General features: G+C 74.7%; 20 protein-coding genes and 1 tRNA gene. 11 read left to right on the forward strand and 10 right to left on the reverse strand.

From position 1 onward, the window contains the following. The first annotated feature begins 137 nt into the window (after window positions 1-137). Window positions 138-584, forward strand: coding sequence for an Lrp/AsnC family transcriptional regulator (locus ABT238_RS05020; RefSeq protein WP_078879731.1), 447 nt, complete (start codon window positions 138-140; stop codon window positions 582-584). Here ABT238_RS05020 and ABT238_RS05025 read toward each other — a convergent pair. Then, complete coding sequence (locus ABT238_RS05025; RefSeq protein WP_350560510.1) at window positions 581-1,171, reverse strand: TetR/AcrR family transcriptional regulator; 591 nt, start codon at window positions 1,169-1,171, stop codon at window positions 581-583. The two genes, ABT238_RS05020 and ABT238_RS05025, sit on opposite strands and share 4 nt — an antisense overlap. 125 nt (window positions 1,172-1,296) lie before the next feature. Here ABT238_RS05025 and ABT238_RS05030 point away from each other — a divergent pair, with 125 nt between their 5' ends. From ABT238_RS05030 to ABT238_RS05040, 3 genes are all read left to right on the forward strand, one after another. Beyond that, window positions 1,297-2,565: a putative hexosyltransferase gene (locus ABT238_RS05030; RefSeq protein ID WP_350560512.1), complete on the forward strand. Its 1,269-nt coding sequence runs from the start codon at window positions 1,297-1,299 to the stop codon at window positions 2,563-2,565. Window positions 2,566-2,718: 153 nt separating this feature from the next. Continuing rightward, the gene (gene paaN, locus ABT238_RS05035; RefSeq protein ID WP_350560514.1) at window positions 2,719-4,419 is read left to right on the forward strand and encodes a phenylacetic acid degradation protein PaaN; all 1,701 of its coding nucleotides are present in this window, start codon (window positions 2,719-2,721) and stop codon (window positions 4,417-4,419) included. Between the two features lie 241 nt (window positions 4,420-4,660). Then, on the forward strand, window positions 4,661-6,154 hold the full coding sequence (locus tag ABT238_RS05040) for an FAD-dependent monooxygenase (RefSeq protein WP_350755564.1): 1,494 nt from the start codon (window positions 4,661-4,663) through the stop codon (window positions 6,152-6,154). Between the two features lie 40 nt (window positions 6,155-6,194). Here ABT238_RS05040 and ABT238_RS05045 read toward each other — a convergent pair whose 3' ends face one another. Further along, window positions 6,195-6,761, reverse strand: coding sequence for a CGNR zinc finger domain-containing protein (locus tag ABT238_RS05045; RefSeq protein WP_350560518.1), 567 nt, complete (start codon window positions 6,759-6,761; stop codon window positions 6,195-6,197). A 307-nt stretch (window positions 6,762-7,068) separates the two neighbouring features. Between ABT238_RS05045 and ABT238_RS05050 the strand changes: the two genes are divergently transcribed. The 4 genes from ABT238_RS05050 (at window position 7,069) to ABT238_RS05065 (ending at window position 11,331) form a co-directional block, all read left to right on the forward strand. Beyond that, window positions 7,069-8,091, forward strand: coding sequence for a hypothetical protein (locus ABT238_RS05050; RefSeq protein WP_350755565.1), 1,023 nt, complete (start codon window positions 7,069-7,071; stop codon window positions 8,089-8,091). Window positions 8,092-8,290: 199 nt separating this feature from the next. Continuing rightward, window positions 8,291-8,758, forward strand: a complete 468-nt coding sequence (locus tag ABT238_RS05055; protein WP_350560522.1) for a VOC family protein — start codon at window positions 8,291-8,293, stop codon at window positions 8,756-8,758. A gap of 58 nt (window positions 8,759-8,816) precedes the next feature. Further along, the gene (locus ABT238_RS05060; protein WP_350560524.1) at window positions 8,817-9,746 is read left to right on the forward strand and encodes a pyridoxamine 5'-phosphate oxidase family protein; all 930 of its coding nucleotides are present in this window, start codon (window positions 8,817-8,819) and stop codon (window positions 9,744-9,746) included. 235 nt (window positions 9,747-9,981) lie between these two features. After that, on the forward strand, window positions 9,982-11,331 hold the full coding sequence (locus tag ABT238_RS05065; RefSeq protein WP_350755566.1) for a peptidoglycan-binding protein: 1,350 nt from the start codon (window positions 9,982-9,984) through the stop codon (window positions 11,329-11,331). Window positions 11,332-11,365: 34 nt separating this feature from the next. Here ABT238_RS05065 and ABT238_RS05070 read toward each other — a convergent pair whose 3' ends face one another. From ABT238_RS05070 to ABT238_RS05090, 5 genes are all read right to left on the reverse strand, one after another. Further along, a complete protein-coding gene (locus ABT238_RS05070; RefSeq protein ID WP_350560528.1) occupies window positions 11,366-12,130 on the reverse strand; it encodes a TrmH family RNA methyltransferase in 765 nt (254 codons plus the stop codon). Window positions 12,131-12,189: 59 nt separating this feature from the next. After that, complete coding sequence (locus tag ABT238_RS05075; protein ID WP_350755567.1) at window positions 12,190-14,337, reverse strand: FUSC family protein; 2,148 nt, start codon at window positions 14,335-14,337, stop codon at window positions 12,190-12,192. Between the two features lie 10 nt (window positions 14,338-14,347). Further along, window positions 14,348-15,595 carry an HTTM domain-containing protein gene (locus ABT238_RS05080; protein WP_502891394.1) on the reverse strand — a complete coding sequence of 416 codons (1,248 nt, stop codon included), beginning with the start codon at window positions 15,593-15,595 and terminating at the stop codon, window positions 14,348-14,350. After that, window positions 15,592-16,332 (reverse strand): DUF5819 family protein, encoded by a 741-nt coding sequence (locus ABT238_RS05085; RefSeq protein ID WP_350755568.1) that lies wholly within the window; start codon window positions 16,330-16,332, stop codon window positions 15,592-15,594. Before ABT238_RS05085 ends, ABT238_RS05080 begins: the two co-directional genes overlap by 4 nt. 120 nt (window positions 16,333-16,452) lie before the next feature. After that, entirely contained in the window at window positions 16,453-17,625 is a 1,173-nt protein-coding gene (locus ABT238_RS05090; RefSeq protein WP_350755569.1) for a rhodanese-like domain-containing protein, read from the reverse strand. A gap of 242 nt (window positions 17,626-17,867) precedes the next feature. Here ABT238_RS05090 and ABT238_RS05095 point away from each other — a divergent pair, with 242 nt between their 5' ends. After that, window positions 17,868-20,669: an ATP-binding SpoIIE family protein phosphatase gene (locus ABT238_RS05095; protein WP_350755570.1), complete on the forward strand. Its 2,802-nt coding sequence runs from the start codon at window positions 17,868-17,870 to the stop codon at window positions 20,667-20,669. 72 nt (window positions 20,670-20,741) lie between these two features. Here the strand turns inward: ABT238_RS05095 and ABT238_RS05100 are convergent, their stop codons facing one another. Together ABT238_RS05100 and ABT238_RS05105 are read right to left on the reverse strand one after the other, a co-directional pair. Then, window positions 20,742-21,380 carry a hypothetical protein gene (locus ABT238_RS05100; RefSeq protein ID WP_350755571.1) on the reverse strand — a complete coding sequence of 213 codons (639 nt, stop codon included), beginning with the start codon at window positions 21,378-21,380 and terminating at the stop codon, window positions 20,742-20,744. A gap of 346 nt (window positions 21,381-21,726) precedes the next feature. Then, window positions 21,727-23,496, reverse strand: coding sequence for a phosphatidylglycerol lysyltransferase domain-containing protein (locus ABT238_RS05105; protein ID WP_350560624.1), 1,770 nt, complete (start codon window positions 23,494-23,496; stop codon window positions 21,727-21,729). Window positions 23,497-23,855: 359 nt separating this feature from the next. Here ABT238_RS05105 and ABT238_RS05110 point away from each other — a divergent pair, with 359 nt between their 5' ends. Further along, window positions 23,856-24,509, forward strand: coding sequence for a response regulator (locus tag ABT238_RS05110; protein ID WP_502884131.1), 654 nt, complete (start codon window positions 23,856-23,858; stop codon window positions 24,507-24,509). Beyond that, a complete protein-coding gene (locus ABT238_RS05115; RefSeq protein ID WP_350755572.1) occupies window positions 24,506-25,648 on the forward strand; it encodes a sensor histidine kinase in 1,143 nt (380 codons plus the stop codon). Before ABT238_RS05110 ends, ABT238_RS05115 begins: the two co-directional genes overlap by 4 nt. Window positions 25,649-25,766: 118 nt before the next feature. On the opposite strand, the gene ABT238_RS05120 is transcribed toward ABT238_RS05115, so the two are convergent. Further along, window positions 25,767-25,850 (reverse strand) — tRNA-Leu (locus tag ABT238_RS05120). Between the last annotated feature and the right edge of the window lie 303 nt (window positions 25,851-26,153).

Genomic DNA, 26,153 nt, shown 5'->3' on the forward strand with positions numbered 1-26,153 from the left:
GCTCCCTACCGATTGTTCGGTCGTCTGTTCATCTTGACCAGAAGCGTGCGAAGGTGGTGGACAATCGGCCCGGGTGGCGGTCGACTGGTGGCAGTGCGTCCAATCCGTGGGGGTGGGGGGTCATGTCGGCTGAACAGATGTCCAGACTCGACCGGGTCGACCGGGCGATCCTGCGGCTGCTGCAGCAGGACGGTCGCGCCTCGATCCGCTCGGTGGCCGAGCGGGTGCACGTGTCCCGGGCGAACGCGTACGCCCGGATCTCCAGGATGGTCGAGGACGGCGTCATCCGCGGCTTCACCGCCCGGGTGGACCACGAACGGGCAGGTCAGGGCGCGTCCGCCTACATCACCCTGAAGATCGTGCAGAACTCCTGGCGCACCGTGCGCGAGCAACTGCTGGCGCTGCCCGGGGTCGCGCACATCGCCCTGGTCGGCGGCGACTTCGACGTCCTGCTGCTGGTGCACACCGCCGACAACCACGCCCTGCGCGAGCTGGTGCTCAACCGCATCCAGTCCATCCCCCAGGTCCTGGGCACCCGCACCATGCTGGTCTTCGAGGAAACGGACCAGGTCCCCCCGGATTAGGCCCTGCGGGCCCGCAGCCCGTCGAAGGCCAGGTGGACCACCGCGTCCGCGACGCCGTCGGCGGCCTTGAGGCCCGGGCGGTACCACTCCACGATCGAGTTGATCATGCCGAAGAGCAGCCGGGTGGCCAGCCGCGGCTCGACGTCCGCCCGCAGCGCGCCGTCCGCCACCGCGGCCCGCAGCAGCTCGGCCACCTGGTGGTCGAACTCCCGCCGGCGCTCCAGCGCCCACTGCTCGGTGGCCGTGTTCCCGCGGACCCGCAGCAGCAGGGTGACGTAGGGCAGCTCCGCCAGCAGCACCTCGGCGGTCCTGCGCACGACGTGCTCCAGCCGCTCCACCGCCGTCCCGTCGACCGCGCCCGGCTCGGCCAGGATCGCGAACAGCCCGTCCAGCGCCCGCCCGACCGCGAGCCGGAGCAGTTCCTCCTTGCCGCGCACGTGGTGGTAGATCGACGACTTGGAGATCCCGGCCGCGCGCGACAGGTCCTCCATCGAGGTGCCGTCGTAGCCGCGCTCGTTGAAGACGTCGACGGTCACCGCGAGCAGGGACTCCACGGTGTAGGCGGTACGCGTGGTGTGATCGGCCATCCTCCGAGTATCCCCGCCCGCCCCGCTACGGCCGCGCCCGGGTGCCCTGGTCCACACCAAATCCCGGCGCCAGAGCCTAGACTCGGCGGACGATCCGTCCATGGCCGAGCAGGTGGGGAAGTCGCATGAGCGCAATACCGGCAGTCGAGTCCGATCTGCCCGAGCAGCGCAGGCGCGACTCGGCCGCCGAGGCCGCCGTGGACTGGCGCGCGCGCGCCCGTGAGCTGGTGCTGCGCTTCGGCCCGGCCGTGTGGTGCTACGCCGTGCTGAAGCTGGTCGGCTTCACCGTCTTCATGAAGCTGCTCTCCTTCTCCGGGGACTACCTCAAGAAGCACCCCCGGTTCGGCGGCGGCGCCAACCCCTGGGACGTGCTCGCCAGCTGGGACGGCTGGTGGTACCAGCAGGTCGCCCAGTTCGGCTACCACCCGGCCCTGGTGCCGGTCCCCGGGGGCACCCCCGGCTTCACCATCGAGCAGAACTCGGCCGCCTTCTTCCCGCTCTACCCGGGTCTGATGCGGCTGGTCTCGGAGATCAGCCCGTTCGGCCTGTACGGCGCCGGAATGCTGGTCTCGGTGATCGCCTCGCTGTTCGCCGCGGCCGGCATCTACGCCGTGGTGGACCGGATGGCCGGTCCGCGCGCCGGCGTGATCGCCGCCGGGCTCTGGGCGATCGCCCCCGGCTCGGGCGCCGAGTGGGCGCTCTACTCCGACTCGCTGTTCGTCGCGCTGGCCGCCTGGGCCTGCTACTGCGTGATGACCAAGCAGTGGGTGGCGGCCGGGGTGATCACCCTGGTGGCGGGCCTCAACCGGCCCACCTCGGCGGCGCTGATCGGCGCGGTCGGCCTGGCCGCGCTGGTGGAGCTCTACCGGCGGGAGAGCGGGGTGCTGCGCCCGCTGACCGCGATGCTGCTGGCCCCGCTCGGCCTGCTCGGCTACGTCGGCTGGGTGGGCCGGCGGATGGGCGACTGGGGCGGCTACTTCACGCTCCAGCGGGACGCCTGGCTGCACTACTTCGACTGGGGCCAGGGCACCTGGGCCGCGGTCCGCGCGGTGCTGCTGGGCCGCAACGACTACCCGTTCGCTTACCACACCGCGGACATGCTGGCGACGCTGCTGGTGCTCAGCCTGCCGGTGCTGATCATCCTGCTGATCCGGCTGCGGCCGCCGCTGGTGCTGACCGCCTACACGCTGGCGACCATCGTCTCGGTGCTCGGCAGCCTGGGCATCTTCGGCAACACCTCGCGCTACCTGCTGCCGGCCTTCCCGCTGCTGATCGCGCTCGCGGTGGCGCTGCGGAAGCTGAGCTGGCCGGTGCTGGCCGGCGTCCTCGGCACGGGCGCGGTCGCCTCCGGCTGGTACGGCGGGTACGTGATCTTCGAGCTGGGCATCCCGTAGACCCCCACCACGACCCGGCAGAGGGGCACGTCCGGAACCGGACGTGCCCCTCTGCCGCTCGCCCGCTCGCCGGATCCGTCCGCCCCCTTGAGCCGACCGATCGTTCGGTTACTCTGTGACGTGTCCCGTCCTCCCCTCTGAGGAGCGCACACCATGTCCGCAGCGGTCACCCACCCCCACGTCACCGAGCTCGTCGAGCGCCACCGGGCCACCCTGGAGGCCGCCGTCGACGCGGCCGCCAAGCGCGACTACTGGTCGCCCTACCCCGAGTTCCCCAAGGCCTACGGCGAGAGCGCCGCCGCGGACGGCAAGGCCGCCTTCGAGTCGCTGCTGAACCGGCCGTTCGAGCTGCCCGGCCACCCCGCCGACGGCGACCTGGTCGGCGGCGAGGCCTCCCCGTACGGCCTGGAGCTGGGCGTCGGCTACCCGCACACCGGCCCGGACGCCCTGATCGCCGCGCTGACCGCCGCCCGCCCGGCCTGGGCCGCCGCCGGGCCGCTCGCCCGCGCCGCCGTCTGCCTGGAGATCCTGGGCCGGATCAACGCCCGCTCGCACGAGTTCGCCAACGCCGTCATGCACACCACCGGCCAGGCCTACGCGATGGCCTTCCAGGCCGGCGGCCCGCACGCCCAGGACCGCGGCCTGGAGGCCGTCGCCTACGCGTACGCCGAGCAGACCCGGCTGCCCGAGAGCGCCGGCTGGACCAAGCCCCAGGGCAAGCGCGACCCGCTGGTGATGACCAAGGAGTTCACCGTCGTCCCGCGCGGCCTGGCGCTGCTGATCGGCTGCAACACCTTCCCCACCTGGAACGGCTTCCCCGGCCTGTTCGCCTCGCTGGCCACCGGCAACCCGGTGCTGGTCAAGCCGCACCCGCGCGCCGTCCTCCCGCTGGCGCTCACCGTCCGGATCGCCCGCGAGGTGCTCGCCGGGGCCGGCTTCGACCCGAACCTGGTCTGCCTGGCCGCCGAGCACGAGGGCGGCACGGTGGCCGCCACCCTGGCCGTGCGCCCGGAGATCAGGCTGATCGACTACACCGGCTCCACCGCCTTCGGCGACTGGCTGGAGGAGCACGCCAAGCAGGCCGAGGTCTACACCGAGAAGGCCGGCGTCAACACCGTGGTCGTCGACTCCACCGGCGACTACAAGGGCATGCTGAACAACCTGGCCTTCTCGCTCTCGCTGTACAGCGGCCAGATGTGCACCACCCCGCAGAACCTGCTGATCCCGCGCGGCGGCATCGACACCGACCAGGGCGCCAAGTCCTACGACGAGGTGGTCCGCGACCTCGCGGCCGCCGTCGAGGGCCTGCTCTCCGACGACGCCCGCGCCACCGCCGTCCTCGGCGCCGTGGTCAACCCGGGCGTGCTGCAGCGCTCGGCCGCCGCGGCCGGCGGCGAGTACGGCGAACTCGCCCTCGCCCCGCGGGCGGTGGAGCACCCGGAGTTCCCCGGCGCGACCGTCCGCACCCCCGCGCTGGTCAAGCTGGACGCCGACAAGCCGGACGACCGCGCGGTCTACCGCAGCGAGTGCTTCGGCCCGGTCTCCTTCGCCGTCGCGGTCGAGAACACCGCCGCCGCCGTGGAGTTGCTGCGCGACACCGTCCGCACCCGGGGCGCGATGACCGCCTCCGGCTACACCACCTCGCCCGAGGTCGAGGCCGCCCTGGTCGAGGCCGCGCTGGACGCCGGCGTCTCGCTCTCGCTCAACCTCACCGGCGGGGTGTACGCCAACCAGACCGCCGCCTTCTCCGACCTGCACGGCACCGGTGCCAACCCGGCCGCCAACTCGGCGTACTGCGACGGCGCCTTCGTCGCCAACCGGTTCCGCACCGTGGAGATCCGCCGCCACGGTTAGTCGCCCGCTCGCCTCCGGGCCCTCCCGACCCGCTGCCGACGGTCGTCGCTCCGTCGCTCCTCCTTTCGACGGCGGCGGGCCCTTCGGCTCGGGGCGGGCGCCCCGTCACCCGGTCGCCTCCGGTCCCCGGCCACTCGCCGGGGACCGGAGATTCACAAGGTCACTCCCGGGCAGCGATGATGGGGGCGGGGAAACGCCACACCCGGCGTCCAGCCGCTGTTCGAGCACCGGGAGCTGACACATGAGCGAGAAGCAGACCGTCACCGACGTCATCGTGGTCGGCGCCGGACCGACCGGCCTGCTGCTGGCCGGCGACCTCGCCGCCGCCGGACTGGACGTCACCGTGCTGGAGAAGCGCGCCGCCGAGTCCGACCTCACCCGGGCCTTCGCCGTGCACGCCCGCAGCCTGGAGCTCCTGGACGCCCGCGGCCTCGCCGACGAGCTCATCGCCACCGGCCGCCCGCTCGGCTCGCTGAAGCTCTTCAACAAGCTCCGGGTCGACCTCACCGAACTCCCCAGCCGCTTCCCCTTCGTACTGATCACCCCGCAGTACCGCACCGAGCGGCTGCTCCTCGACCGGGCGGTGAAGGCCGGCGCGACGATCCTGCGCGGCGCCGAGGTCACCGGCCTGCGCCAGGACGCCGACGGCGTCACCGTCGAGACCGTCCAGGACGGCGCCGCCACCACCCACCGGGCCCGCTACGCGGTCGGTGCCGACGGCGTCCACTCCACCGTCCGCGACCTGCTCGGCCTGCCCTTCCCGGGCGAGTCGGTGGTCGACTCGGTGGTGCTGGCGGACGTCCGGCTGGAGCGCGAGCCGGACGAGGCGGTCACCGTCGGCGCCAACGAGCACGGCTTCTCCTTCCTGGTGCCGTTCGGCGACGGCTGGTACCGGATCATCGCCTGGGACCGCGCCGAGCGGTTCGCCGACGGCACCCCGCCCCCGCCCGACCTGCTCGCCGGCATCGCCCGCGAGACCCTCGGCGAGGACTACGGCCTGCACGACGTCCGCTGGAGCTCCACCTTCCACAGCGACGAGCGGCAGGTCCCCGACTACCGCTCCGGACGGGTCTTCCTGGCCGGCGACGCGGCCCACTGCCACCCCCCGGCCGGCGGCCTGGGCATGAACACCGGCCTCCAGGACGCCGCCAACCTCTCCTGGAAGCTCGCCGCCGCCGTCCGCGGCCGGGCCACCGACGCGCTGCTCGACACCTACCAGACCGAGCGGCACCCGGTCGGCCGGGCGGTGCTGCGCACCTCCGGCGCGCTGATCCGGCTCGCCCTCGCCCAGTCGGCGGCCACCCGGGCGCTGCGCGGCGCGCTCGCCTCCATCGCCGAGCACGTCGACCTGGTCGTGGAGCGCGGCGCCCGCACCATCTCCGGCATCGGCATCGCCTACCCGGCGGCCAAGGACGCCCACCCGCTGGTCGGCAAGCGTGTCCCGGACCTGCGGCTGACCGGTCTGGAGCCGCCCCGCGAGGGCGGTCCGGCCGCGCCGCAGCGGCTCTACGAGGCACTGCGGGCCGGGAAGTTCGTGCTGGTCAGCAATGACGAGGTGACGGCCGCCGACCCGTGGGCGGAGCGGCTGGTCACCGCGGCCCCGGCCGACCCGCACGGCAAGCTGCGCGACACCGTGCTGCTGATCCGCCCGGACGGCTACGCCGCCTGGGCCGCCGTCGACCCGGGCGCCGGCGAGCTGCGCGCCGCGCTCACCGAGTGGCTCGGCGAGGCCTGACCCACCGGGCCGGCTCCGGGGCGGACGAACCGTCCCGGGGTCAGCCCTTCACCTTCTCGTAGTGCCGGGCCGCCTTCGCCCGGTTGCCGCAGACCGCCATCCGGCACCAGCGGCGGCGGCCGTTCTGCGAGGTGTCGAAGAAGTGCAGGATGCACGCCTCGTGCGCGCACTTCTTGATCCGCTGCGGCCCCTGGGCCAGCAGCCCCAGGAAGTCGTCCACCGCCAGCCAGGCGGCCAGCCGGTGCGGCTCGTCCATCTCGACCCGGTCCACCGGCCCGGCCGCCGAGGCCTCCCGCCGGACCCGCCCGTGCCGCAGCACCGCGTCCAGCCCGGCCAGCTCACCGGCCTCCGGCAGCCGGCCCGCGTCCAGCGCGCGGACCGCCGCCGCCAGTGCCTCCCGCGCCTCCAGGAGGGCGGCCGCGGTGGCCGCGTCCGCCGGGCACCGGTCGGCCAGTCCGGCCGAGGAGAGCCAGATCTCGCAGCCGTCCGGCGCGGCGAACAGGTCGTTGACCGGCACACCGGCCCACCGGGTGTTCAGCAGGTCCAGCGCGAGGGGCTCACCGAGCAGCGGGCGCGGGTCCCGCGGGTCTGCCGTCCGCTCCGTCATCGCCACTCCCTCGCTCTCGAACGGTCCCCGAGTCTACGTCCGCCGCCGCCCGGACGGTTCCTGGCCGGAACAGGACAGCGGACCGGCCGGATCCCGCCGCCCGCCCCGGAGGCGGACGGTGTGTTTCCGTACTGTTTCAAGATCGTTGACTTGGCGGCCCACTCCCCGTGACCACTGTCATACGCACGACTGATGACGTAGCCTCTCGACCGTGCATAGGGTTCCCCACAGCTCGGCGAGGCCATTGACGGCGCGTTCCGGCGCCGCACCGGGTCTGCCGAACCCGCTCGGTGGGGAAGGTAACCACATGGCCTCACAGCACCCCCAGGACGCACGACTCAGACTGGTCGGGCCGCGCCAGGACACACCCGCGCCCACCCCCCGGCCGCCCACGCCGCCGCTGTCGCCCGCCCCGACGCCCGGACGTCCGAGCCCCACCGGCGGCTTCGCCGACACCCTGCACGTGGCGATCGAGGCCAGCGGCCTCAGCCTGGACCGGATCCGCGCGGCGCTCGCCCAACGGGGCGTCAGGGTCAGTGTCACAACGCTGAGTTACTGGCGGCGCGGACGCAGCCAGCCCGAGCGGGCCAGCTCGCTGCGCGCCGTGCACCTGCTCGAGGAACTGCTCGGCCTGCCGCACTCCACGCTGTCCGCGCTGCTCGGCCCGCCCCGTCCACGCGGGCGCTGGGCGGCCAACGCCAGCGCCAGCCACCTGCGGCTGGAGGACGTCTGGCCGGGCGAGCGGGACATCTCCGACGTCTTCGCCGAGCTGGACGCGCCGCCGGCCGGCGAGCTGGAGCGGCTCTCGGTCCACGACTCGTACTACGTGGACGCCGACCGGCGCGGCAACCTGCTGCGGATGCGCCAGGTGGTCCGCGCCACGGTGGCCGGGGTGACCCGCTGCCTGGTCGTGCACAAGGCCGACGAGGAGGCGACCGGCTGCCCGGAGATCACCGGCGTGCGGCACGGCCGGCTGGGCCGGGTGCGCCGCCGCCCGGAGGCCGGGCTGATCGTCGGTGAGGTGATGCTGGACCGCCCGCTGGGCCTCGGCGACAGCACCGTCTTCGAGTACGAGGTGGAGATCCCGTCCGGCGGCGCCGAGACGGCCGAGTACAGCCGCCGCTTCGCCACGCCGGTGCGCGAGTACGTGCTCCAGGTCCACTTCGACCCGGCGACCGTGCCGGTGCACTGCGAGCGGTACGACCGCGACCCGGGGGCGGACGTCGACCGCCGCCGCGAGCAGCTCTGGATCGGCGCCTCGGCCAGCGCCCACGTCCTCGCCCCCGACCAGCAGCCGGGCCACATCGGCGTCCGCTGGGAGTGGGAGTAGCCGCACCGCGGCCCGGCGCCCGCGCGCCCGCTCCTCCGCACGTCCCGTCCGCATCCTTGTCATGGCACAGCCATACCCGAAAAATCTAACCATTGAATCCAAGAGTACCGGTTGACGCCCTCTCGATCTAACCACTACTGTCATTCATAACGGTTAAGCACGGCGCCCCGAGGCGCCCTGACCACGGGAGTGATCAGGCATGTCCGGCACCATCAGCAGCACCCTGCAGACCGGCCACGTGGGACTGAACGTCACCGACCTGGACCGCTCGACCGCGTTCTACCGGCGTGTCCTCGGCCTGGACCCGGTCAAGGAGGGCACCGACCCGGAGCGCCGCTTCGCCTTCCTCGGCCGCGACGGCCGCCTGGTGCTGACCCTCTGGCAGCAGAGCGAGGGCACCTTCCCCACCGCCGCACCCGGCCTGCACCACCTCTCCTTCCAGGTCGACTCGCTCGACGAGGTCCGCGCCGCCGAGGCGGTGCTGCGCGAGCTGGGCGCCTCCTTCGCCTACGACGGCGTCGTCCCGCACGGCGAGGGCGCCGCCTCCGGCGGGATCTTCTTCACCGACCCGGACGGCGTCCGGCTGGAGATCTACACCCCCGCGGGCGTCGACGGGACCGGCGCCGAGGCCCCCACCGCCGACGCCCCGACCTGCGGCTTCTTCTAGACCCAACGGCCCCGGCAGGACGCACCGGACCCGGCAGACCCCGAGGGAGGCACCCGCGATGACCGCCACCACGCCCTACCACCCCGGCGAACGGGCCGTACAGCGGCGGGCCGGCCGCACGGAGCGCGCCGACCACTCCGGCCGTGCCATCGGCAGCACCGTCCCGGCCGTCGCCGCCCGCTTCCTCACCGAGCGGCGGGTGCTGGTGGTCGGCGCGGCCGACGCCGACGGCCGGCTCTGGGCCACCCAGCTCAGCGGCCCGGCCGGCTTCCTGCGGGCCGCCGACGAACGCACCGTCACGGTGGCCGCCCGCCCGGCCGGGGACGACCCGCTGGCGACCGCCCTGGCCGGCCCCGCCGAGGTGGGCACCATCGCCCTGGACCCGGCCGGCCGGCGCCGGATGCGGGTCAACGGCCGCTCCGTACCGGACGGCCGGGGCGGCCTGGTGATCGGCGCCGACCAGGTCTACGCCAACTGCCCGAAGTACATCCAGCGCCGCCACCCGGTGGACCGCCCGGGGGCCGGCTCCCCGCGCCGGGTGGCGGCCGGCTCCGCCCTGACCACCGCGCAGCAACTGCTGGTGGCCACCGCCGACACCTTCTTCGTCGCCACCACCGGGCCGGACGGCCGGATGGACGCCTCCCACCGCGGCGGCAACCCGGGCTTCCTGCGGGTGCTCGCGCCGGACCGGCTGCGCTGGCCCGACTACGCGGGCAACAGCATGTTCATGACCCTCGGCAACCTGGAGCTCGACCCCCGGGCCGGCCTGCTCGTCCCGGACTGGGAGACCGGCGGCGCCCTGCTGGTCACCGGCGAGGCCCGCACCGACTGGGCCGATCCGGCCGCCGCCGGCCTGCCGGGCGCCGAACGGGTGGTCGACCTCACCGTCACCGGCGTCGTCGAACTGGCCGATGCCACCCCGCTGACCTGGACCGGGCCCGAGTACTCGCCGGCCAACCCGCCGGCCGTCCGACGCTCCGTCGCCTGACCCGCCGCCAATCGCACCGCGAAGAAACGGTGCTACCTCCTCCCGCCGCCTCCCGCCACGCCCGGGCGCTGAACGGCCGTCACCCGTTCGGCTTAATCCACCTGGCCGAACAGGCGTCCGCTTTGGGACTTTGGTCCCGATAACACGCGGTGTGCCCCTGGGAAGGACCGTGCTGTCACGCCGTCGGCGGCACGATCCGGCAGCGGCCCCCATCAGGAGAAACAAGAGGCGGAGCATGACCCGAACCGACCAGCTGGCCCCCCTGTTGGAGTTCGACGAGGTCGAACCCGAGGACGACTGCATATGCGGGGGCTGCTGCGCCCGCCGCCGGGCCCGGCTGCACGCCGCACCGGTGCACGAGGGCGGGCACGCGGCAGCCCGCAGCGTCCGCCGCCGGGCCGCCGTGCTGATGGCCGCCGTCGGCACCGCCCTCGGCGGTGGCGCGGCCGGCGCGGCCACCGCCGTCGCGGCTCCCGCTCCGACCCCGGGCGGCTCCAGCAGCCCCAGCGCCGGGACCCCGCAGGGCGAGGTCAGCGGCCTCTACGGCGAATCCCCCTCCGCCCGCTCGTTCGCCGCCCCGCGCGCCGCGGCGGCCCCGGTCACCCGGGCCCAGATCATCGAGCGGGCCCAGCGCTGGGTCGACCAGAAGGTCCCGTACAGCATGAGCCGCTACTGGTCGGACGGCTACCGCCAGGACTGCTCCGGCTTCGTCTCGATGGCCTGGGGGCTGGGCAGCAGTCAGACCACCTGGACCCTGCCGAGCTTCGCCGACCGGATCGGCAAGGCCGAGCTGCAGCCCGGCGACATCCTGGTCTACAACAACCCGGCCAGCCCGCAGTCCGGCTCGCACGTGACGATCTTCGGCGGCTGGACGGACTCCTCCCGCACCCGCTACGTGGCCTACGAGCAGACCTCGCCGAGCACCCTCAAGCGCTCCACCCCGTACGCGTACTGGAACAACTCGGCCTCCTACGTCCCGTACCGCTACAAGGGCCTGTCCACCGGCGGCAACGGCAGCGGCGGCACCGCGTCGACGTCCTTCCCGGGCGCCGACAGGTTCGGCCCGGGCGCCAACAACGCGTACGTCACCCAGCTCGGGCAGCTGCTGGTGCAGCGCGGCGGCGGCCGGTTCTACGGCGAGGGCCCCGGCCCGCGCTGGAGCGAGGCGGACCGGCGGGCCACCGAGGCCTTCCAGCTCGCCCAGGGCTGGCGCGGCAGCGAGGCGGACGGCATCCCGGGCAAGGCCACCTGGGACTACCTGGTCAACGGCAAGGGCCGCAACATCGACGGCGGCGCCCCGTTGCCGCCCCCGCCGGTCACCCCTCCGGTGACCCCCGGCACGGGTGCACAGGCCTTCCCGGGCGCCGACAGGTTCGGCCCGGGCGCCAACAACGACTGGGTGCGCCTGCTCGGCGAGCAACTGGTCCGCAAGGGCTACGGCCGCTTCTACACCCAGGGCCCGGGCCCGCGCTGGACGGAGGCCGACCGGCGCAACGTGCAGGCCTTCCAGGAGGCCCAGGGCTGGCGCGGCGCCGAGGCGGACGGCTACCCCGGCCCGGACACCTGGAAGCGCCTGTTCTCCTGACGGACCGCCACCCGGTCCCGCCCCGGCCGCCGGTTCACGCCGGCGCGCCGGGCGGGCGTCCGGACATCCAGTGGAACAGCCCCATCGCCACGCTGGTCGCCAGGTTGAAGCTGGAGACCCCGGGCCGCATCGGCACCGCGACCAGCTCGTCGGCCCGCGCCCTCAGCTCCGGCGTCACCCCGTGCCGCTCGGTGCCGAAGGCGAGCACGGCGTCGTCCGGGAAGGCCGTCGCCCGGATGTCCGCGCCCTCCGGGTCCAGCACGTAGAGCGGGCCGGCCGGCAGCTCCGGCAGGGTCAGCCGCTCGACCGCGGTGGCGAAGTGCAGGCCCGCGCTGCCGCGGAGCACCGCCGGGTGCCAGGGGTCCAGCTCGCCGGTGGTGACCACGCCCGCCGCGCCGAAGCCGGCCGCGAGCCGGATCACCGCGCCGACGTTGCCCAGGTTGCGCGGGTTCTCCAGCAGCACGACGGGGGCCGGCCGGGGCCGGACCGCCAGCGCGGCGCGGTTGGCGGCGGCGGTGGGGCGCACCGCCAGCGCGATCACCCCGGTCGGGTGCAGCCGGGGCGCCAGCGTGCGCAGCGCGGCCCCGGGCAGTTCGGCGGCCAGCGCGTCCAGCGCGGGGGCGACGTCCGGGGCGAGTTCGGCGGCGAGCGCCAGCAGCGCCGCCCGGTCGGCGGTCAGCACCTGCCGGACGGCGCCGCCGAAGCGCAGCGCGTGCTTCAGCGGGTGGAACCCGTCCAGCAGGACCGTCCCCGGCTCCTCGGCACCGGCCCGCCAGGCCCGCAGCAGTTCCTCGTTCATCCCGCTCACTCTGCCATCCCGGCGCGCTCCGGCCCGCCGCCGGGTTCCCGGGCGCCCGGCTACCGCCCCGTGGGCTCCGGCTCGCGCCGGTCGGCGGCGGCCGCCGTACCACCGCCGCGCAGCGCCCGTTCGAGGTCCTTCAGCGCCTGGAGCAGCAGTCGGGTGCCCGAGCGCACGACCTCCCCGTGCACCCCGGCCGGCCACTCGGCGAGCTGGCGCTCCAGCCGCTCCTGCGCCTCCCGGACGGGCCCGAACTCCACCGGCTGCCCGGTCAGCAGCGCCGCCGCGGCCAGCGCGGTGGCCAGCCGCAGCTCCTCGGCGAACTCGGCCGCCCCCGGCACCGGCTCGGCGTCCGCGCCGGGCAGGTGGGCCTCCAGCAGGACGGCCACCCGCCCGAGGTGGCCGACCGCCGCGCGTGCCCGGTCCAGCTGGCGCCGGCTCACCCCGGGCAGCCCGGAGGCGTGCCGGCCGGGCTCGGCGTCGGCCCGCTGCATCGCCTGGAGCAGCTCCGAGCGCGCCTCCCGGGAGTCCAGCAGCGCCGAGCGGACCTCCCGTCCGCGCGGCGCGGCGGGCCGCCCGTAGACGGCGATCACCTCGGCCGCGTACCGCCCGGCGGCGGCCAGCCACTCGGCCAGCCGCTCGCCGAGCCGGGCGGTCTGCCAGGTGGGGAAGAGGGCGTAGACGAGCAGTGCGACCGAACCGCCGAGCAGCGTGAGCCCGACCCGCTCCACCGCCGTGACCAGCGGGTTCCCCTCCTGGAGCCCGAGCAGGAAGACCACGTAGGAGGAGATGCAGGCGGTGATCACCGCGTAGCCGGTGCGGAAGGTCATGTAGACGCCGGCGATCGAGACCACCGCGAGCGCGGCCAGCACCCACTCGCCGGGCCGGGCCAGCTGCACCACCAGGGTGGAGACGGCCACCCCGACGACCGTGCCGGCCAGCCGGGCCACGCCCCGGCTGTAGGTCTGCGCGAAGTCCGGCCGCATCACCATGGCGGCGGTCATCGGTGCCCAGTAGCCGTGGTGGAAGCCGGCCAGCCGGGCCAGCAGATAGGCGGCGGTGACCACCCCGGACAGCCGCACGGCGTGCTGGAACACCGCCGAGTGCGGCTGGAGCTGACGCCGCACCGCCCGCAGGGCGGTCGGCAGCATCCGGACCAGCGGCGGCTTGCGCAGCGTGCCGCCGGGCTGGACGACGGGCGTGTCGATGGTGTCCTCGGAGCCCCGGTCCAGCGTGTCGGAGGCCTTGCGGAGCAGCCCGGCCAGCCGGCGGGCGGCCCGCCGGGCGGCGCCGCGCAGCTCCGGGCCCTCGGTCCGGGCGACCAGGGTGAGCGCGGGCGCGGAGCGCGGCAGCTGGAGCGGGGCCCCGGTGCGGATCGCCCGGGCCAGCGCGTCCATCGCCTCGGCGGAGGCGGCCAGCACCTCCCGGGCCCGGTCGCGCTCCGGGCCCTCCTCGGGAGCGCCGACCTTGGGGTCGGCGATCGCCGCCAGGGTGGGCCGGATCCGCTCGGCGAGGCCCCGCAGGCCGCGCAGTTCGGGCGGCCTGCGCCGGTCCTGCCAGGGCGTCAGCGCGGCGGCGTGCCGGGCCTCCATGAACGGCGCCGGGTCCACGTGCGCCGTCGGGTCCTGGCGCAGCCGGCGCGCGTAGTCGGCGAGTTCGGCGTAGGTGTCGGCGAGCGCCTCGCGCTGGGCGGTCCAACTGCCGATCGGCCAGACGGTGATGACCACCGCCTGGACGACGCCGCCGAGCGCGCAGACCAGCCCGTGGCCGAGCGCGGTGAGCGGGCTGACCGGCAGCTGGACGACGATCAGCATCACCGACAGGGTGTTGGCGGCGACCCCTCCGGCGGTCGGGCCGATCGCCCAGGCGAGGCCGGCGCCGAAGGCCCAGACCGCCAGCAGCACCGGGAACAGCCCGGTCACCCCGGCCGCCAGGTAGCCGAGGAAGGTGCTGACGCCGAGTCCGATCCCGGCGGCGACGGCGAGCGTGGCGCGCGGCCGGAAGCTGCGCTGGAAGGTCGCCGTCCCCGCGATGAACGCGCCCATCGCCGCCGAGGTGGCGAGCCGGGCGTCCCAGATCGCGAGGGTCGGGAAGAGCACCAGGGCGACGGCGACCGCGCCGCGCACCGCCCGCTTGGGATCGGTGAGCGCCCGGTCGATGGTCAGTCCGGTCCGCGCGGTGTCTCGAAGTGCGGCGAACCAGGACATACCGGTCAGCTTAGTGGGGCCTCCCCGGCCGGATCCGCGCGACCCGCACCCCGGCCCACAGCAGTGCCGCCGTCGGCAGGAACACCGCGTCCGCCGCGATCATCGCCAGGGAGAACACCGGCAGTCCGAGCAGCACCGCGATCCCCACGTGCTCGGCCATCATCACCACCAGCAGCGCGTTCTTGATCCGCCGGTTCACCAGCGTGAACGGGAACGCCACCTGGAGCAGCACCGTCCCGTAGGTGATCAGGAACACCGGCAGCAGCGCCCCGCCGACCAGCCCGGACAGCCCCGGCCAGGGCGTGAAGTAGTCCAGGTGCAGCGGGTAGTACAGCGCGGTGCCGTCCTGCCAGCGCGAGCCCTGCACCTTGTACCAGCCCGCCGTGGCGTAGATCAGCACCACCTCGACGGCGATCACCAGCATCGCGCAGTTGTGCGTCATGGTCGCCAGCGCGTCCAGCACCGCCCGGGTCTCGCCGCGCGGCGCCACCCGGTCCACCAGCCACCGGAGCCCGGCCACCGCCCAGAGCGCCCAGAACAGCGGCCCCCAGCCGACGTAGGGGAAGGCCGGCGCCGTCCAGTCCAGGCTGCTCCCGGAGAACTCCCCCAGCTGACAGACCAGCAGCACCGCCCCGAGCACCGCCCAGAGCACCGGCCCGGCCGCCCCGTCCCGCCCGGACCGCACCCGCCGGGCGTCCAGCGACCACACCTCGGCGCACCGGGTGAAGACCAGGTAGACCGCCATCAGGTGGACGATGTTGTCGCCGCCGTCGCCGAGGAAGACGTTGCGGTTCTGCAGCGACAGCACGGTGACCAGGAACAGCACCGTCGCCGCCCTGGTCCGCCAGCCGAGCAGCACGGCCAGCGCGGCCAGCACCGCCAGGTGGTAGACCAGCTCGAACCAGGGCCGGCCGCCGAACCAGGGCAGCACCGTCAGCGCCCCGTTGTCGGCCAGCAGCTGCTCCGCCAGCTCCGCCGACCAGGGCGAGGTGTCGCCGTACAGCAGCCGCCGTTCGGGCCACTCGCGCAGCAGGTGCGCCAGCCAGACCAGCCCGAAGCCGATCCGCACCGTCGCCGCCTGGTAGCGCCCGAGCACCCGGCCGGAGAACACCGCGAACGCCCGGGCGGCGAGCCCGGCCGGGTGCGGCAGGTGCGGACCCTCCGGCGCGCCCCGGCCGGCCGCCGGGCCGTTCTGGCGGGGGATCCCGTCGAGCAGCCGCTCGTGCTCCCGCGCCCCCACCGGGCCGGTGCCGCTCACCGCAGCCCCCGCAGGTCCTCGTCCCGCACCGGCCACCAGGGCAGCTCGCGCACCGTGGGTTCGGGCGGCGCCGCCTCCCCGCTCCAGCGCGGCGGCGCGACGGTCGCCGTGGTCACCCTCAGCTCGACCGCCACCACCGGCCGCCCGGCCACGCTGCGGCCGATCCGCTGCACCGCGATCCGCTTCAGGTACTCCTCGGCGAGCCGCCCGCGCTCCGTGGTCCGCGACTCGTCCTGCGCGCTGTGCGACCCGTCGTAGAAGTCCCAGGCCCGGCGCAGCAGGTTCTGGTCGGCGTGGCTGGGCGCCGGATTGCCCCGGATCGCCGCGATGTCCTGCGCGGTCAGCCCCACCCAGTCGTGGACCACCGGGTCCCCGTCCGCCGACACCGTGCGCACCCGGGCGTCCACCGCGACGTTCTGCTGCAGCGGGTTGGGCGCGAACAGCTTCCAGTTCTGCTCGAACTCCGGGTAGATCAGGCCGTCCAGCTGCTCCCGGTACTCCCGGGAGAGCGGATTGGCGGGCGCCACGTGCAGGAAGACCGCACCGAGGAACAGCCCGGTGGCCGCCGGCAACAGGACGGCGGCCGCGCCCAGGACGACCCGGGCGGGCACCGACCAGCCCCGGCGGACGGGCGGTTCCGGTGTGCCCTCGGCGTTCTCGGCGTTCTCGGCCTGCTCGGCCTGCTGGGCGTGCTCGGCGTGCTGGGCGTGCTCGGCGTCCTCGGCACTCTCGGCCATGAACTCCCCCGGGGACGGGTGGGGCCGGCACCGCGCCGGCCCGGTCGCGCGCCCATCCTGCCCTACTCCCGGCGCCCGGCGGAGCCCCCGGTTCTCCCGGTCCCCGCCCCGCGGCACGGACTACAGGACGAAGGCGTCCCGCCCGTCGCTGCTCACCATCGGACGGCCCGCGCCGTCCCAGGCGTACATCCCGCCGTCCACGTTGACGGCGTCCCGGCCGTTCTGCACCAGGTACTGGACGACCTGGGCGGAACGCCCGCCGACCCGGCAGAGCACGTACAGCTTCGCGTCCGGCAGCTCGCCGATCCGCGCGACCACCTCGCCGATCGGGATGTGCAGCGCGCCGTCCACGTGCCCGGCGTCCCACTCGTCCTGCTCCCGGACGTCCAGCAGGGCGGCGTCGGCGGGCACGGCGGCGGCGTCGATGGTGGGGATCTGCGCGAACATCGTCTGGTTCTCCTGCGGGTCGGGATCGGCCCCGCCATTGTCCCCCACCGGCCGGGGCCCCATCAGGCGCTCCAGCTCGGCCTGCTGGGCGGCGGCCTTGGCCAGCAGCTGCTCGGCCAGCTCGGTCAGCAGCCCGTCCGGGTCCTGCGGGGAGAGCGCCAGCAGCTCGCCCATCGCGCTGCGCTCCAGCCGGACCTGCTCGGCGGCGAGCTCGCCGATCCGGCCGGTCAGCCACTCCAGCCGGCGGCGCAGCCAGCCGAGCCGGTTGGGGGAGTCGACGGCGGGCGCCGCCTCGGGCGCGGTGGACCACTCGGCCGCCAGCGCCTCCAGCGCGCCGGCGTCGCCGTACGCGTAGGCCTCGTTGACCCGGGCCAGGAACGCCGCCCGGCGCTGCTGCTCCCGCGGGTCGGTGGAGAGGTCCGGGTGGGCACGGCGGACCAGCTCCCGGTAGATCCGCTGGGCGTCCCGGCCGGGCCGCACCCGGGCGGGGGCGGCGGGCGGCGGCGGGGCCTGCTCCTGCTCGCCCCGCTCCCGGACGCTGTCGAACAGCGCGTCCAGGTCCGGCAGGTCCTCGACCCGCTGCCGCGCCTCGTGGGCCCGCCGCAGGTCCTCCGGGTCCCCGGTGCGGACGGCCACCGCCTCGGCGAGCAGCGCGTCCAGCTCGTCCAGCCGGGCGTACAGCGGCCCGAGCAGCTGGTGGTGGATCAGCGCGAAGTTGTCGATCTCGACCCGCAGCGTGCGCACGTCGACGTCCATGGTGAGCCAGGCGAGCTCGGCGGCCTCGACCCGCTCCTCCAGCTCCTGCTGCTCCGGGTCCGTCCAGCGGACCGGGATCTGCGCGCTCACCTCTCGCCTCCTCCTGCGTGCCGTCCTGCGACCCTACCGCCCGCCCGCGCCGTGCCACGCGGGGTGGACGGGGAGTGCGGACCGGCGCACGGCACGTGACACGCAACTGATACCGAGGAATCTCCCCGTTTCGCTATCGACTCCCGGCCCGTCCGTGCTTCGCTGGTATCCGCACAGCATGCCTTCCTCCGGAGAAACGGCCGTCTCCCGACGTGGCGGCCAGGCGGGAGCAGACCGAATCCATGGTGGACGATCCCAACTCCACACCGCGTCCGGCGGGTACCGACCCGGGGCCCGGCACCGCACCGGGTGACCAGCCGTCAGGGGTGGTCGCCCTGGTCCGGCTCGCCCTCGTGCTGGTCGACCGCGGCGGGCGGGTCGCCCAGTGGAGCCGGGCCGCCGAGGAGCTGTTCGGACACCGCGCCGACGCCGTCCACGACCGCCCGGCGGCCGGCCTGCTGCCCGCCGCCGATCCGCGCAGCGTGCCCGGCCCGGCCGCGCTCCCGGCCACCGGCCGCCGCCGCGACACCTTCGCCACCCTCACCCAGCTGACCGCGCCCGGCACCGCCTGGGCGGGCCGGCTGCCCGTGGTCGACCGCGAGGAGCACCTGCGGGACGTGCTCTGGTGGGCCTACCCGGTGGACGGCCCGGCCGGCGGGCTGCTGGCCCTGGCCGCCGACGCCCGTCCGCTGCGCTCCGCCGGCCCCCGGCTGGCCGTCGGCGAGCGGCTGCTGCCGTTCGCCGCCGCCCCCGGCGCACTGGGCGGCTTCCACCGGCTCTCCGCCGCGCTGACCACCGCCGGCCGGCCGGTGCCCGAGGCGCTCGCCGCCCTGCTTCCCGGCTCCGCCGAACGCCGCGGACCGCTGCTCGCCGCCCTGGCCCGGGCCGGGCTCCCGGCCCTGCGGCTGGACCCGACCACCGTGCTGCCGCTGCGCCCGGCCGACCCGGCGGTCGGCACCGCGCACGCCGCCGCCGGGATCGGCCGCCGCTACCCGACCGCGCAACAGCGCACCGCCCGGCTCGGCCCGCCGCCGCAGCCCGAGCAGTCCGCGCCCGGCCGGCGCCCGGCCGGACCGCTGCCCGCCCAGCGCGAAGCCGCCGCCGCGCAGGCCGCGGCGCAGGCCGCGGCGCAGGGCGCGGCCCCTTCCGCGGCCGCCCCGGGCGCCGCCCCTTCCGCCGCCCCGACCGCGGCGGGCCTCGGCACACCGGCCACCGGCCCGGTCGTCCCGGCCCCGCCGAGAGGAGGCACCACCATCGAACAGACCACCGTCGGGCCGCCCGCCACCGGGCACCGGCTCCACCCGGGCGAGCCGGCCGCACCGCCCGCCGCCGTACCGGCGCCCGCCCCCGCGCCGCCGGCCGGCAGGTTCGGCCCGTTCCTCACCAACGGCCACGCCGGCGAGCAGCTGGCCCTGCTCAACGAGGTCGGCGGCAAGGTCGGCACCACCCTCGACCTCGGCTTCACCGCCCACGAGCTGTGCCGGGTACTCGTCCCCCGGGTCGCCGACTTCGCCTGCGTCGACCTCGTCGACGGCCTGATCTCCGACTCCGAACTGCCCGAGGCCCGCCCGGACGACGACACGATGCTCCGCCGGGTCGCGCTCGCCCGCAACGAGTCCGGCGGCCAGTGGGACCACGTGCTCGCCGAGGGCTCGCTGGTCGCCATGCCCCGCCGCACCCCGCCCGGCATGGCCCTCCAGCTCAACCAGCCGGTGCTGGTCCCGGTGGTCACCCGGGACGTCGCCGTCGACTACGCCGCCGCACTCGGCGGCCCGGAACTCGTCCCGGTGGTCTCCGGCCGCTCGATGCTGGTGGTGCCGCTCTCCGCCCGCGGCACCGTGCTCGGCATCCTCAAGCTGCTCCGGCTCCCCGACCGGGGCCCCTTCGACGAGGGCGACGCCGCCACCCTCAAGGAGCTGGCCGCCCGGGCCGCGCTGTCGCTCGACAACGCCCGGCTGCACCGGGCCGAGGCCCGGGTCGCCACCACCCTCCAGCGGTCGATGATCCCGACCCGCCCACCGCAGATCCCCGGCGTCCAGATCGCCCACCGCTACCTGCCCGGCGACTCCCGGGCCGAGGTCGGCGGCGACTGGTTCGACGCGATCCAGCTGCCCGGCAGCCGGGTCGCCCTGGTGGTCGGCGACGTCATGGGCCACGGTCTGCACTCGGCCGCCGCGATGGGCCGCTTCCGCACCGCCATGCAGACCCTGGCCGCCCTCGACCTCCCGCCCGGCCAGCTGCTGCGGCACCTGGACAACCTGGCCCACAAGCTCGGCGACGACCACCTCGCCACCTGCCTGTACGCGGTCTACGACCCGATCAACCGGACCTGCGAGCTGGCCAGCGCCGGCCACGTCCCGCCGGTCCTGGTGCACCCGGACGGCACCGGCGAGCTGCTGGAGATCCCGGCCGGCGCCCCGATCGGCGTGGGCGGGGTCCCGTTCGTCGCCAAGACCATCGACGTCTCGGACGGCTCGATGCTGGTGCTGTGCACCGACGGCCTGGTCGAGGTGCGGGGCGGCGACATAGGAGCCGGGCTGGCCGCGCTCTGCGGGAACCTCATCGACCCCCGGCAGAGCCCCGAGCAGGCCTGCGACGTGGTCCTGGACCGGCTGCACTCGGACGACCGCAAGGACGACGTCGCGCTGCTGGTGGCCCGCTTCGACGGGGTCCCGCCGAGCGAGGTCGCCACCTGGGACCTCACCGTCGACCAGCGCGAGGTCGGCCGCGCCCGCGCCCTGGTCCGCGAGCAGCTCGCCGCCTGGCACCTGGAGCCGCTCAGCGACACCGTCGTGCTGCTGGTCAGCGAGCTGGTCACCAACGCCGTCCGGGTCGCCCGCGACCGGGTCCAGCTCCAGCTGATCCGGGTCGACAAGCTGCTGGTCGAGGTCAGCGACGACAACCACAACCTGCCGTCGCTGGAGCCCGCCGAACAGCTCGGCGAGACCGGCCGCGGCCTCACCCTGGTCACCAAACTCGCCGAACGCTGGGGCACCGCCCGCAAGGCGGTGGGCAAGGTCGTCTGGTTCGAACTGCCTCTCTGACTGGAGCCCACTCGCCTCCGGGGTCGCGGTGCCCTCGCGGGCTGCGAGCCGGGGTCGCGGTGCCCTCGCGGGCTACGGCACCGCGGCGCCGGCCGGGGTGCGGCGGCGGGCCTCGGTGGCCGCCTCCAGTGAGACGGTGGCGGCCGCCACCACGGTGGCCGCGCCGACCCCGGCCAGCACCCGCGGCCAGAAGTCCCCGAACACCTCCACCGAGACCGCGATCAGCAGCGCCGCGATCACCGCGACCACGTGCTCCATGCCCGCCAGGTTCGGCAGCACGACCGCCTCGCCGACCATCAGCGCCACCACCAGCCCGGCGGTGAACCAGGCCCGGCAGCGGAACGCGATGCAGATCGCCAGCGCCACCACCGCGGCCGACGGCCCGGTGTCCCGCACGTGCGCGACCCACTTCGGGAACCCGAAGAGGTGGTCGGGCCCGATCGCCACGCCGACCCGGGCGAACAGCGTCCCGGCCAGGGTGCAGGTGTACGCCACCACCAGGGTCAGCCGCCGGCCGAGCACGATCTCGGCGATCCCGAAGACCACGAAGACCTGCGCCAGCGCACCCCACACTGGCAGGTCCAGGGCCGGCACGTACAGCGACAGCGGCGTCCGCAGCAGCGAGACCTCCAGCGGCAGCGCCGCCTTCACCACCCCGATCTGGGTGACGAAGCGCTCCCCGCCCGGCAGGTGCTGGACGATGCTGAACATCAGAATCAGGCAGGTCGCCGCAGTGGCCAACGGGACGGCTGCGAACTTCTTTCGCGCCACCTGCTCCCGGACGGTACCGAACAGCGTTCCCCACTCGGCGACAGCGGCCTCTTTGGCAATAGCCACCGGCCCCTTTCGCACGCCCCCCGCGTGGGTCCTCCGCATCACAACCCGTTCTCCGAATCCCCGTTGGCGCGAGCGCCCTTCCCGACTACCCCCACATTAGAAGCCGCTTAACGAATCCACATCGGCATTTGTGCCGATCCCCGTCATCCTCAGGAGGGAGGAGCCACCCCGAAATCCCCCCATCCGGATGACCGGGCCCCTCCGCCCCCCGGCGGAGGGTCTACCCCTTCCCGCCCCGTGCCGCCACCGGCACGCGGGGCGCCTGCACGGCGGGCGGCCCCTGGTGCCGGCGACGGAACAGCGCGGGCAGGCTCGGTGCGGTGATGAAGCCCTCGGCCCGGGCACTGGCGATGCCGATCCGCGGAATCTCGCTGCTCTTCTCGAAGAGCAGATAACGCGGCTCCCAGATCGGCCGGTACTTGGCGTTGGCACGGTAGAGCGATTCGATCTGCCACCAGCGCGAGAAGAAGCCGAGAACGGAACGCCACAGCCGCAGCACCGGCCCGGCACCGAGCTTCGAGCCGCGCTCGAAAACGGAACGGAACATGGCGAAGTTCAGCGAGACCCTGGCCAGATTCACCTCGCGGGCACGCTGCAGGAGTTCGATCACCATGAACTCCATCAGGCCGTTCTCGGTGTCCCGGGCCCGGCGCATGAGGTCCAGCGAGAGCCCCTGCGCACCCCACGGCACGAAGCTGAGCAGCGCCTTCAGCTCACCGTCGGCGTCGTGGCACTCCAGCATCACGCAGCGCCCGTCGCCCGGGTCGCCGAGCCGGCCCAGCGCCATCGAGAAGCCGCGCTCGGTCGCACCGTCGCGCCACTGGTCGGCCTTGGCGACCAGGTCGGCCATCTCGCTCTCGGGGATCTCCTCGTGGCGGCGGATCCGCACCGTGTACCCGGCCCGCTTGACCCGGTTGTACGCCTGGCGCACCACCCGCATCGCCCGGCCGTCCAGCGAGAACTCGTCCAGTTCGACGATCGCCTCGTCGCCCAGCTCCAGCGCGTCCAGGCCGTGCCGGGCGTAGATCACACCGGCCTCCTCGGAGGCGCCCATCACGGCCGGTGCCCAGGCGTGCTCGCGGGCCTCGGACAGCCAGGCGTCGATCGCGCCCGGCCAGGCCTCCGGATCGCCGATGGGGTCGCCGGAAGCCAGCGAGACACCGCCGACCACCCGGTAGGCGACCGCCGCCTTGCCGCTCGGCGAGAAGATCACCGCCTTGTCCCGGCGCAGCGCGAAGTAGCCCAGCGAGTCCCGCTCGCCCTGCTTGTCCAGCAGCACCCGCAGCCGCTGCTCGTCCTCGGCGGTGAGCAGCTCGTTGCCCCGCGGGCTGCGGAAGGCCACGTAGAGGACGAGCAGGAAGAGCAGCGCGCCCATCGCGTTGATGACCGCGTTCACCCAGGTCGGCGCGTCGATCACGGAGCGCAGGTGCTCGGACGGGGTGATCGTGATCATCCGGCCGACCGAGTAGCGGAACATGTCCCAGAAGTCCGCGGCGGGCAGATTGTTGGTCAGCGCGACCAGCGCGGCGCCGACCACACCGCCGAAGCCGAGGCCGGCCACGAAGGTGGCGGCGGCGGTCTTCGGGTTGGAGCGGTCGCCCTTGGAGGTGAACTCCTTCCGGCCGACCAGCAGCGCCAGCACGAAACCGCAGGTCAGCACGGTGGAGACATAGTTCAGCGGGTGCCGGTCGAAGCCCTCGCCGGGCAGCGACATGGCGGCCAGGTAGAGCAGGGCGAACAGGCCGGCCAGCGCGATGTTGAAGATCCACGCGGCCCGCTTGCGGCGGCGCATGGCGATCGCCAGGAAGACCGAGAGCACCGCGCTGCTCAGGCCCGCGGTCATCAGGTACGGGGTGAAGTACTCGCCCTCGTTGTGCGTCTCGACCTGGTCGCGGAACTGCGCCAGGACCACGGTGACGATGTTCAGCAGGGCGATCAGCCGCAGGTACCAGACGGTCGCCGCGGCGGCCCGCGGGCGCCAGCGCGCCATCACGGCGCCGGGCTCCGACCCGGACCCGGTGGGGGAGGTGGACGGCTCCGGCTTCACAGTGGACGACACAGCTCAATTCCAAACGATCAGGTGGTGGGTCGCATCCGCACGCGACCCGGCTGGACACCCACCTCGGCCGGCAGGCCGACTGAGCGGCAGCCAATTCCATGGTTCCCCACCGACAGTGAGAATTGCGTGAACCGGGTAGCGGATTCACACCCCCGCCGTTCGGCGGGGGTCGCCCGGCCGGTCCGGGCCCGGCGAAGCCGCCGGTCAGGCCCTACCCTCGATTCCAGTCATGCGGACCGGCCCGGCCCGGCCGCCGAACCGAGGAGGGCCCCATCGCCACCACCCGCGTGCTGATCGTGGACGACGAGATCCTGGTCCGGTCGGGGCTGGGCCTCATCGTCGGCTCCGCCCCCGACCTGGAGGTGGTCGGCGACTGCTCCGGCGCGCAGACCGAGGAGTGCGTCCGGCGACTGCGTCCGCACGTGGTGCTGCTCGACATCCGGATGCCCGACATGGACGGCATCTCGGTGCTCCGCCGGCTGCGGGCGCTGCCCGACCCGCCGGCCGTGGCGATGCTCACCACCTTCGACACCGAGGAGTACATCGGCACCGCGCTGCGGGCCGGCGCGTCCGGCTTCCTGCTCAAGGACACCGCCCCGGACCAGCTGGTGCACGCCGTACGGGTGCTCGCGGCCGGCGGCAACATCCTCTCCCCCACGGTGACCCGCACGGTGATCGGCGGCTACGTGGACGGCGGCGGCCCGGACGCCGAGGCGGCCACCCTGGCCCGCACCCTGACCGGCCGGGAGCTGGACGTGCTGGCGCTGCTGGGCGAGGGCCTGTCCAACGCCGAGATCGCCGACCGGCTGTTCCTGGGCACCGGCACCGTGAAGGACCACATCAGCGCGATCCTCGGCAAGCTCGGCGCCGCCAACCGGGTCCAGGCGGCCGTGATCGCCCACCGGGCCGGGCTGGTCCGCCCGAAGCCGAGCGACGGGGCATGATCGGCGACGCCGCTCCCGCACGACGTCTGCCGCCCGGGCTCACCGCGCCCTGGCTGATGCTCCTGCTGCCCGCCCTCTACTCGCTGGTGGACGCCGCCCTGGTGGCCCGGGGCGCCCCGCTGTGGCAGAGCCTGCTGTCGGTGGTGGCCGCCGTGGCGCTGCCGTGGCGCCGGCGCTTCCCGGTCACCGTGCTGCTGCTGACCATGCCCGGCAGCTACTTCGACGACATCTGGCTCGCCCCGATCACCGCCGTCTACACGGTGGCCGCCGAACACCCCCGGCCCCGGGTGGTGGTGCCCTGCGCCACCCTGTTCGCGCTGGTCGAGTTCTTCCACTGGCCGGTCTCCGAGCAGAGCTTCGAGCTCAGCCGGGACACCGCCCTGTACGCCATCCAGTCCGTGATGCTCGCGGCCGGCCCGGCGGCCACCGGCCTGCTCTCCCGGACCCGGCGCGAGCTGGCGTCCCGGCTGGACGAGCTGACCCGCGGGCAGGAGCGGGAGAGCCGGCTGCTCGCCGAGCGGGTGCTCAGCGAGGAGCGCGGCCGGCTCGCCCGGGAGATGCACGACGTGGTCTCGCACCAGGTCAGCCTGATCAGCATCCAGGCCGGCGCGCTCCAGGTGTCCACCCCCGACCCGGGGGCCGCGGGCGTGGCCCGGACCATCCGCGAACTGTCGGTGCGCACCCTGGAGGAGCTGCGCCACATGGTGGGGGTGCTGCGGGCCGGCGGTCCGCGGATGGACACCCCGCTGGCCCCGCAGCCCAGGCTGGCCGACCTGCCCCGGCTGGTCGAGGAGAGCGGACTGGCCGCGGACACCGAACTCGTCCCGGGCGACCGCCCCTGGCCGGAGGCGGTCGAGCGGGCCGCCTACCGCACCGTGCAGGAGGCGCTCACCAACATCACCAAGTACGCGCCCGAGGCCGCGGTGCACGTCCGGATCCGGGCCCGCGGACGTCGGCTGCGGGTCGAGGTGCGCAACGACGCGCCGCCGGTGCGCCCCGCGCAGACCCTGCCGGGCGGCGGCCACGGCCTGGTCGGCCTGCGCGAACGGGCGCAACTGCTCGGCGGTTCGCTCACCGCCGGTCCGACTCCGGACGGCGGCTTCGAGGTCCGCGCCGACCTGCCGGCCCCGTCCTCCTGAGCGGTCCTGCCGGGCCGACCTCCCGGGCCGGAGGGGCAGGCCGGCCCGTGGCCGCCGGCGAGGAGAGCCGGAAGAACGAGAAAGCCCCGCAGATCCGAAGATCTGCGGGGCTTCGCTGTGCGCGAGGGGGGAGTTGAACCCCCACGCCCTTTCGGGCACTGGAACCTGAATCCAGCGCGTCTGCCTATTCCGCCACCCGCGCATGGGTGTTTTCCCTGCTTGCCGGGTGATCAGCCGATCCGCTCGGTACCATGTGGCCTTCGCGGTTCTTCGATCGGGCCACCCGGTGGGCGCCCCTTCCGACATGGAAAACAGTAGCACGACCTGCGGCTCACCTCCGAATCCGTTCCCGGGGCGGCCGAGCGCATCCGAACGGATGCCCGGCGAACAGGCGGGCGAAGGGCGGCGGGCCCGCCGGGCGGGAGGCCCTGGCATGTTGCCGCCCGGATGCGTCACCCTGTGTGTCCGAGCACACCCCCGGGCACCACGTGGTCCGGGAACCGTA

Source organism: Kitasatospora sp. NPDC001527, from assembly GCF_040298605.1.
Classification (GTDB): Bacteria; Actinomycetota; Actinomycetes; order Streptomycetales; family Streptomycetaceae; genus Kitasatospora.